Genomic DNA, 8260 nt, shown 5'->3' with positions numbered 1-8260 from the left:
GCCGAGGGGCACGTAAACGCCCCTAAAACGCACTTTTAGGGGCGTTTACGTGCCCCTCGGCGGCAAGGATCAGCGGAGGGCGAGGATGAGGAACTCCTGGACGGCGGCGAGCCAGTCGTAGACGGCCCGCCGGGTCGCGGACTCCAGGTCGTGGATGTCGCCCTCGTCGCCGTCGTGCTCGATGCCGAGGTCGGCGGCGAGCGCCAGCCGGATGTCGGTGAGCGCGCGCAGCCAGGCCTGAGCCTGTGCGCTGTCCAGGCGCACCTCGACGGTTCCCTCCGCCGGGCCGCTGAGCGAGTCGATCACCGTGCGCGCGTTCTGCGCCTTCGACTCCGCCAGCCGCTCGGCCGTGAAGCGGCGGAACTCGGCAGACGCCTCCGGGTCGTCCGGATACGCGTCGGGGAGCAGCCGCGTCAGCGTGGGGTCGGCCGGCGCCCCGTCCCGCGTCTCGGAGCCCGCCCGCTCCGCGCGCTCGGCGGCCGCGGCGGCGAACCGCCGGAGTACCTCGGCCTCGCCCGCCTCGAACCGCGCGCGGACGCCGCCGTGCCGGTCGGCGCGGAACGGCCTCACGCGTCCGCCTTGGTCAAGGTGGCCCACAGCCCGTAGCCGTGCATGGCCTCCACATGCCGCTCCATCTCCTCGCGCGTGCCGGTCGCGACGACCGCGCGGCCCTCGTTGTGCACGAGCAGCATCAGCCGCTTGGCCTCCGCCTTGGAGAACCCGAAGTAGCTCTGGAACACGTAGGTGACGTACGACATCAGGTTCACCGGGTCGTTCCAGACGATCGTCACCCATGGCGCGCCGAGCTCCAGCCGCTCGCCGAGGTCGACCTCCTCCTCGGTCGCGGGCTCCGTGATCGCGGGCGTCACCCCGCCTGCACCTCGGCGATGGCGTCGGCGGCGCGCACGAGTGCGAGGTGGGTGAGGGCCTGCGGCGTGTTGCCCACCTGCGACCGGCCCTCGACGTCGTACTCCTCCGACAGCATCCCGACGTCGTTGGCCAGCGACACGAGCCGGTCCATCAGACGGATCGCGTCGTCCAGCCGGTGCGAGCGCGCGTACTGCTCGACCAGCCAGAACGAGCAGGCCAGGAAGGGGTGCTCGCCGGGCGGGAGGCCGTCGACGCCCTTCTCGGTGCGGTAGCGCAGGGGGAGGCCGTCGCGCAGCAGGTCCTGCTCGATGGCCTTCACCGTCCCGAGCATCCGCGGGTCGTCGAAGGCGCAGTAGCCGACCTGCGCCAGGAGCAGCAGCGAGGCGTCCACCTCGGTGCTGCCGAAGTACTGCACGTAGCTGCCCCGCCCCGTGTCGAAGCCGTTGGCCTCGATGTCGGCACGGATCTCGTTCCTCAGGTGCCGCCAGCGCTCGACCGGCCCGTCGAGCCCGAACTGCTCGACGCCGCGGATGGCGCAGTCGAAGGCCGCCCACACCAGGCCGCGGGAGTGCGTGAACGTCTGCGGCTCCCCGCGGATCTCCCAGATGCCGTGGTCGGGCTTGCGCCAGTTCTGCTCCAGGTACCCCATCAGGGCGCGCTGCAGCGCCCAGGAGAACCGGGTCTCCTGCACGCCGGCCGTGCGGCCGTGGTCGAGCGCGAGCATGACCTCGCCGATGACGTCGGCCTGGAACTGGGTGGAGGCGTCGTTGCCGATCCGCACCGGGTGGGCGCCCTGGTAGCCGGGGAGGCTGTCGAGTTCGCGCTCGGCGAGGTCGCGCTCGCCGGCGAGGCCGTACATGATCTGCACGTCGCCCGGGTCCCCGGCGATCGCGCGCAGCAGCCAGTCGCGCCAGTGGTCGACCGAGTCGTCGTAGCCGTGGGCCAGCAGCACGGCGATGGTCAGCGACGCGTCGCGCAGCCAGACGTAGCGGTAGTCCCAGTTGCGCTCGCCCCCGAACTGCTCGGGGAGGGAGGTCGTCGCCGCGGCGACGATCCCGCCGGTCTCCAGGTGCGTCAGCGCGCGCAGGATGAGGAGCGAGCGCACCACCTCCGCGCGGTACGGCCCTTCGTGGTCGCAGCTCTCCGCCCACCTCGTCCACCACTCCCGGGTGTTCTGCAGGGAGGTCTCGACGTCGAGGGCCGCCGGCGCCGGGCGGTGCGACGGGAACCAGGTCATCGAGAGGTCGACGGTCTGGCCCGCGCGGACGGTGAAGCTCCCCGCGTGTGCGTGGTCCGCTGCGTGCAGCGCCGACCCGCGGAACACGAGCCCGTCCGGGCCGGCGACGGCGACGAGCGCTGCCGGCTTCTCGTCGGTCATCTTGCGCACCCACGGAATGGCGCTGGCGTAGCCGAAGCGGATGCGCAGCTCCTCGCGCAGCTCCACCGTGCCGCTGACCCCGCGCACTCGCCGTACCAGGTCGGCGCGGTGGTCGCCCATCGGCATCGCGTCCACCACCTCCACCTCGCCGGTGGCGGTGCGCCAGCGGGTGACCAGGATCATGGTGTCCCGCTCGTAGGCGCGCGTGCTGGTGGCCTCGGGATCGGAGGGTGCGAGCAGCCAGCGGCCGTGGTCCTCCGTGCCCAGCAGGGCGCCGAAAGTGGATTGCGAGTCGTACCTCGGCAGGCACAGCCAGTCGATGCTTCCGTCCCGTCCGACGAGGGCCCCGGTGAAGCAATCACTGATCAGGGCGTAATCCTCGATGGGGAGCGACATATCCCCAGTATGGCCGTACTGTGAAGCGCATGACGCAGACCGTGGGCACTCTGGTGATTCTCGGAGCGAGTGGCGACCTGTCGTCCAGACTCCTCCTCCCTGCGATCGGACAGCTGCTCACCCACCACCCGGAACGACGTTTCCACCTGGTCGGATCGGGGGCGGAGGACTGGTCGGACGCCAAGTGGCGGTCGGTGGTGAAGGCGTCGTTCAAGACCGTGAAGGCCGCTGGCCCAGCGGTGGAGGAGCTGCTCAAGCGCACCGTGTACCTGCCGGCGGACGTGACGAAGCCCGACGACCTGCAGAAGATCTTCGACGCCTGCGAGGGAGCGCCCGCGCTGTACTTCGCCCTGCCGCCGGCGATAACCGCCAAGTCGTGCGAGGCGCTCGGCAAGCTGTCGTTGCCGGCCGGCCTGACGCTCGCACTCGAGAAGCCGTTCGGCACCGACAAGCGCTCGGCCGTCGCGCTCAACAAGCGGCTCGCGACGCTGGTGCCGGAGGACCAGATCCACCGCGTCGACCACTTCCTCGGCAACTCCACGGTGCTGAACCTGATCGGCCTGCGGTTCGCGAACAGCATCCTGGAGCCGGTGTGGAACGGCGACCACATCCAGAGCGTCGACATCGTCTACGACGAGTCGCTCGGGCTGGAGGACCGCGCCCGCTACTACGACCACGCCGGGGCGCTCATGGACATGATCCAGAGCCACCTGCTCCAGGTGCTGGCGGTGTTCGCGATGGAGCCGCCCAGCGCGCTCGACGCCACGGACATGCGCGACGGCAAGGCGACGGTGCTGCGGGCGACCCGGCTGTGGAAGGACGACCCGGTCACGTCGAGCCGCCGCGCCCGTTACACCGCGGGGACCATCGACGGACGGAAGCTCCCGGCGTACACGAGCGAGCCGGGCGTGGACCCGGCCAACGACACGGAGACCCTCGCCGAGGTGACGGTTCAGGTCGACACCTGGCGCTGGGCCGGCGTGCCGTTCACGCTGCGCTCGGGCAAGGCGCTCGGCGAGAAGCGGCGCGAGATCCTCGTCACGTTCAAGCCGGCGCGGCACATCCCGCGCGGCCTGCGCGGGCACCGCGAGCCGACGATGCTGCGCATCATGCTGGCCCCCGACGCGATGTCGCTGGAGCTCAACATCAACGGCCCGGACGACCCGCACGAGATCGAGCGCGTGGCGCTCAGCGCGAACTTCGGGCCGGGGCTGCTGCTGGCCTACGCGGAAGTGCTGGAGGGCATCCTCGACGGCGACCCGTCGCTGTCGGTGCGCGGCGACACGGCGGTGGAGATGTGGCGCATCGTCACCCCGGTGATCACGGCGTGGAAGAAGGACGAAGTCCCGCTGCAGACCTACCGCGCCGGGTCGGACGGGCCGGCCTCCTGGAAGAAGATCGGCTGAGGCGTCAGGCCGCGGAGCGCTCCGGGATGGCGGGGAGCTCGCCGGTGACCGGCTTGCGCAGGTCGGTCCAGACGGTGATCGGCGCGGGCTCCCAGCCGAACGCGGCGGGCTCCTCGTGCTCCTGCTCCGCGAGCTCGTGCTCCTCGGCGACCGGTGCTGCCGCCTCGATGGCGACCACCTCGGCGGGAGCGCGGTGCTGCGGCTCGGACGCGACCACGACGGTGGTCTCGCCGGCCTCCAGACGACGGCGCGCCTCCACGAGGGCGGCGGCGATGCCGACGGAGACGGACTGCGCGAGGACGGAGTGGAAGATGGAGTCGGTGTCGTCGGGGGAACGGCGCGACACCGTCCATTCGCCGCGTTCGCCGATCAGCTCGGCGATCTTGGTGTGGACCACCTCGAGGATCTGAGCATCCGTGAGCTGAGGAACCGGCGCCGCCTGCACCTCGGCGGCGGCGTGCCGCCTACGACCAAACATCGCGATACCCCTTCCAGGTTCTCCGTCAAGAACCAGTGTCAGGGTGTATGCACCTCGCGACGCGCGGACACGCCGGAAGTATCGCGGAAATCCTGCGGTCAGCGCCGGATTTCGCGCTCGTCGGCGTCTCGGGACTCCTCCAGCACGGTCCCGACTGCGATCACGATGCCGATCGCCGCGCTGATCCACATGAGCACCACCCGCCAGTCGCGCCGGCCCTCCTTGGTCTCCTGGATCGTGGACCACAGTCCGATGACCGCGGCGATGATCGCTCCGTTGAAGATGAACTTGCGCATCCGCGTCCTTTCGCTCGTTCCGCCAGAGTACGCTGCCGAGGGCGCACGGTTGAAGGTGTCGCGTGGAGAGGAGTGGGATGCGGACGGCGATCGTCGGCGCTGTGCTGCTCCTCCTCGGTGCGGTCGCGGTGCTCACCGGCCTGCTGCCCGGCGCGGACGCGCTGGCCCTCTGGGACCGCGTCTGGCCGATCCTGCTCTTCGTGGTCGCCGTGACCGTGGTGACCGAACTGGCCGCGGAGGCCGGCGTGTTCACGGTGGTCGCCCAGCAGACCGCGCGCTGGGGTCGCGGGCGGGCGTGGCTGCTCTGGCTGCTGGTGGCCGTCGTCGCGACGCTGAGCACCATCTTCCTGTCGCTCGACACCACGGCGGTTCTGCTCACGCCGGTGGTGATCGTGCTGGCCAGGCACTCCGGGCTGGACCCGCTGCCGTTCGCACTGACCACCGTCTGGATCGCGAACACCGGATCGCTGCTGCTCCCGGTCTCCAACCTCACCAATCTGCTCGCCCAGCACGCGATGGGCAACCCGACGCCGTTCGCCTTCGCCGCCCTGATGTGGGCGCCGGCGCTCGTGGCGATCGTCGTACCGCTGGTGGTCGTGTTCGTCATCTCGCGCAAGCAGCTGCTGGTCCGCTACGAGACGGGGCAGGAGGACGGCATCGAGGACCCGGTGCTGTTCTGGATCAGCGCCGCGGTGGTGGTCGCGCTGATGCCGCTGCTGGTCTCCGGCATCCCGGTGTGGATGCCGGCCTCCGGTGCGGCGCTGGTGCTGCTGGTGGTCTTCGCGGTGCGCCGGCGCTCTGTGCTGCGGTTCGGGCTGCTGCCGTGGCAGCTCGTCCTGCTGGCGTCCGGGCTGTTCCTCTTCATCGAGGCGCTGCACGCGAACGGCCTCGGGACGCTGTTGGCGCGCGTGTCCGGCTCGGGGGAGTCGCCGCTGGCGCTGCTGCGACTGTCGCTGACCGGGCTGGTCGGCGCCAACGCGATCGACAACCTCCCGGCGTACCTGGCGCTGGAACCGGCGGCGGGCAGCCCGGTGCGGCTGGCGGCGCTGCTGATCGGGGTCAACGCCGGTCCGCTGATCACGCCGTGGGCGTCGCTGGCGACCCTGCTGTGGCACCAGCGGCTGACGTCGTTCGACGTCCGCATCCGGTGGGGCCGCTACATGCTCCTCGGCCTGATCGCCGCCCCGGACCCGGGGGTGCTCGCCCCGCGCCCCCGGGGGCCCACCGCCTGACCCGCACCCCGTGGGGACGCACCCCGCCGCCGCGCCCCGCCCGGCGCGGCGTGTTGCGTCCCCTGGATGGTGGCGGGGCTACTCCGCCGGGAGGAGCTGCGCGGCGGTGACGATGCGACGCCGCGCGACCGCCGCGAGCGCGAGCGCGAAGCCGATCGCGGTCCAGATCAGGAGGCCGCCCAGCCCCCGCCAGAGACCTGTCGACCCGTCCAGCGCGCCCTGCATGGCGATGATCGCGGGCGACGTCGGCAGCCACGCCGTCACACTGTCGAAGAACCCGGGCGCGGTCGACACGATCCCGGAGGCGAGCGTCACCACGACCACGAGCATCGACACGAACCGCCCGAGGCCGCCGAGCAGCGCCACGAGTCCATGGTTGACCGCCGCGAAGCAGACCGCGGCCGCCGCCGCCACAGCAGCGAAGCCGAACCAGGCGCCGACGCTCAGCTGCATGGCCGGCTGCATGATCGCCGCCACGAGCACGCCCTGGACGACGCCGATCGCGGCGGCGGGCAGGAGTCCGTCGGACGCGATCCGCCCGGCCGCGCGGGAGGTCAGCAGCGCACGCCGCGAGATCGCCTGCAGCACCAGGAACGACGCGAACGCCCCGAGCCACAGGGCGACCGACGCGAACAGCGGGACGCTGGAGGTCCCGAACGCCGCGGTCCCGGACTGCTTCTGGCCGACCGGCTGCGAGGCGACCGACGCCAGGTTGGTGCGCTGGCCCGCGTCGTAGCTCGGGAGCTGCGCGACGGCCTGGTTCAGGCCCGAGGCCAGGGAGGCCGCCCCGGCCGCGGACTGGTCGGCGCCGGACGCGAGCGCGGGGACGCCCGCCGCGAACTGCTGCACGCCGGTCGCATACTGGGACGCGCCGTCCGCCGACTGCTGCACTCCGGAGGCGAGCTGCTGTGCGCCGGTCGCGGACTGGGACGCGCCGGACGCGAGCTGCTGCGCGGCCGACGCCGACTGGGCGAGCTGGCCGGGCAGCGGCGCGACGCTGCTCGAGAAGGTCTGGGCTCCGGCGGCGACCTGGGTCGCGCCGGCCTGGAGTCCCTTCCTGGGGTCCGGGTTCGTGATCCCGTTGATGGTCGCCTGGATGCCGGCGCAGATCGGATCAGGAGTGCTGCCGACGCTCGGGTGCAGCGCCGTGCAGTTCGTCTCGAGCGTCTTCAGGGCGTCCACCGTCGCGCCGACGCCGTCGCGCACCCCGGCCGTGCCGGTCGCGAGCTGGGCGGCTCCCGCCGGGAGCTGCTGCGCCGCCGCGGCCCCCTGTGAGACGCCGTTCGCGTACTGGGTCATCCCGTTCGACAGCGTCCCGAGCCCGCTCGCCAGCCCGGACGCGCCGCCGGAGAGCTGACCGAGCCCGCTCGCGAGCGAGTCCGCTCCCGTGGCGAGCTGGGTCGCCCCGTCCGCGAGCTGGTGGGTGCCGCTCGCGAGCTGCGTCAGCCCGGTCGAGAGCGAGGTCGCGCCGGAGCCAGCCTTCGCGAGCTGGTCGTGCAGTGTGTTGAACCCGACGTACACGTTCTCCAGGTACGTCGTCGTGAGCTGCTTGTTGAGCACGCCCGTCGCGGTCGTGGTCACGGCCTGGCTGATCGCCGGGTCCACGAGCTTGGACTTCTGGCTTGTGCGCACATCGATGGTCGCCTGGGTGGCCGCGCCGGACGTCCCCGCGGTGGAGGTCGCCGCCTTCGAGAAGTTCTTCGGGATGGTCACCACGGCCACGTAGCCGCCGTCGGCGACGCCCGCGCTCGCGTCCTTCTGGTCGGTGAGCACCCAGGTGAAGTTCTGGTTCTTGGCCCCGAGGAGGCCCGCCGCCATCTGCCGGCCGAGCGGCACGACCTGGCCGTTGACGGTGACCGGCTGGTCGAGGTTCACCACCGCGGCCTTCACCTCGCCGAGGCGGTCGGTCGGGTTCCAGAGCGCCCACACCAGCAGACCGCCGATGACGAGCGGCACGAGCACGATGCCCACGATGGTCAGCCAGGTCACGCGCTTGTCGGAGCGCATCCGCTCCAGCGAGAACAGCGAGCGCGGGCGGCGCAGGGGCGAGGCCGAGGGGGAGGGCGTCGGGGTGGTCATCGGGCGTCGGCCTTCTCGAGGTGGGCGGCAGGGTGCTGGTCGTGGGGCGCAGGAGCGCGCGAGGAGGGGGGGGGGGGGGGGGCGGGCGCCGCCCCCCCGGGATAGAGATCGTTTACCCCCAAGCC

The 8260-nt window shown here is 71.9% G+C and carries 8 protein-coding genes; 2 read left to right on the top strand and 6 right to left on the bottom strand.

Translation table 11 applies throughout. The features are described 5' to 3' along the window. Positions 1 to 69: 69 nt before the first annotated feature. The 3 genes from ACFRFH_RS19760 to ACFRFH_RS19750 are packed head-to-tail and all read right to left on the bottom strand — an operon-like array spanning position 70 to position 2644. A complete protein-coding gene (locus ACFRFH_RS19760) occupies positions 70 to 570 on the bottom strand; it encodes a DUF2017 family protein (RefSeq protein ID WP_382464693.1) in 501 nt (166 codons plus the stop codon). Further along, positions 567 to 869, bottom strand: coding sequence for an ATP-dependent Clp protease adapter ClpS (clpS, locus tag ACFRFH_RS19755; protein WP_382464692.1), 303 nt, complete (start codon positions 867 to 869; stop codon positions 567 to 569). The genes ACFRFH_RS19760 and clpS overlap by 4 nt, the downstream gene beginning before the upstream one ends. Next, a complete protein-coding gene (locus ACFRFH_RS19750) occupies positions 866 to 2644 on the bottom strand; it encodes a glycoside hydrolase family 15 protein (RefSeq protein ID WP_382464691.1) in 1779 nt (592 codons plus the stop codon). Before ACFRFH_RS19750 ends, clpS begins: the two co-directional genes overlap by 4 nt. Before the next feature lie 29 nt (positions 2645 to 2673). On the opposite strand from ACFRFH_RS19750, the gene ACFRFH_RS19745 reads away from it, so the two are divergent. After that, on the top strand, positions 2674 to 4050 hold the full coding sequence (locus ACFRFH_RS19745; protein ID WP_382464690.1) for a glucose-6-phosphate dehydrogenase: 1377 nt from the start codon (positions 2674 to 2676) through the stop codon (positions 4048 to 4050). 4 nt (positions 4051 to 4054) lie between these two features. Here ACFRFH_RS19745 and ACFRFH_RS19740 read toward each other — a convergent pair whose 3' ends face one another. Continuing rightward, on the bottom strand, positions 4055 to 4528 hold the full coding sequence (locus tag ACFRFH_RS19740) for a hypothetical protein (RefSeq protein WP_382464689.1): 474 nt from the start codon (positions 4526 to 4528) through the stop codon (positions 4055 to 4057). Between the two features lie 98 nt (positions 4529 to 4626). Further along, positions 4627 to 4824: a hypothetical protein gene (locus ACFRFH_RS19735; protein WP_382464688.1), complete on the bottom strand. Its 198-nt coding sequence runs from the start codon at positions 4822 to 4824 to the stop codon at positions 4627 to 4629. 77 nt (positions 4825 to 4901) lie between these two features. On the opposite strand from ACFRFH_RS19735, the gene ACFRFH_RS19730 reads away from it, so the two are divergent. Further along, complete coding sequence (locus ACFRFH_RS19730; protein ID WP_382464687.1) at positions 4902 to 6056, top strand: SLC13 family permease; 1155 nt, start codon at positions 4902 to 4904, stop codon at positions 6054 to 6056. Between the two features lie 78 nt (positions 6057 to 6134). Here ACFRFH_RS19730 and ACFRFH_RS19725 read toward each other — a convergent pair whose 3' ends face one another. After that, complete coding sequence (locus ACFRFH_RS19725; protein WP_382464686.1) at positions 6135 to 8135, bottom strand: YhgE/Pip family protein; 2001 nt, start codon at positions 8133 to 8135, stop codon at positions 6135 to 6137. Positions 8136 to 8260: the final 125 nt, after the last annotated feature.

This window comes from Leifsonia sp. NPDC056824 (genome assembly GCF_042789575.1).
In the GTDB taxonomy this organism is placed as follows: Bacteria; Actinomycetota; Actinomycetes; order Actinomycetales; family Microbacteriaceae; genus Leifsonia.
This window is presented reverse-complemented; position numbering and strand designations above follow the sequence as displayed.

Bases quoted from the DNA above. Each gene is read 5' to 3' on its own strand.
- ACFRFH_RS19750 (WP_382464691.1), bottom strand. From the start codon at position 2,644: ATGTCGCTCCCCATCGAGGATTACGCCCTGATCAGTGATTGCTTCACC.
- ACFRFH_RS19745 (WP_382464690.1), top strand. From the start codon at position 2,674: ATGACGCAGACCGTGGGCACTCTGGTGATTCTCGGAGCGAGTGGCGAC.
- ACFRFH_RS19735 (WP_382464688.1), bottom strand. From the start codon at position 4,824: ATGCGCAAGTTCATCTTCAACGGAGCGATCATCGCCGCGGTCATCGGA.
- ACFRFH_RS19730 (WP_382464687.1), top strand. From the start codon at position 4,902: ATGCGGACGGCGATCGTCGGCGCTGTGCTGCTCCTCCTCGGTGCGGTC.
- ACFRFH_RS19740 (WP_382464689.1), bottom strand. From the start codon at position 4,528: ATGTTTGGTCGTAGGCGGCACGCCGCCGCCGAGGTGCAGGCGGCGCCG.
- ACFRFH_RS19725 (WP_382464686.1), bottom strand. From the start codon at position 8,135: ATGACCACCCCGACGCCCTCCCCCTCGGCCTCGCCCCTGCGCCGCCCG.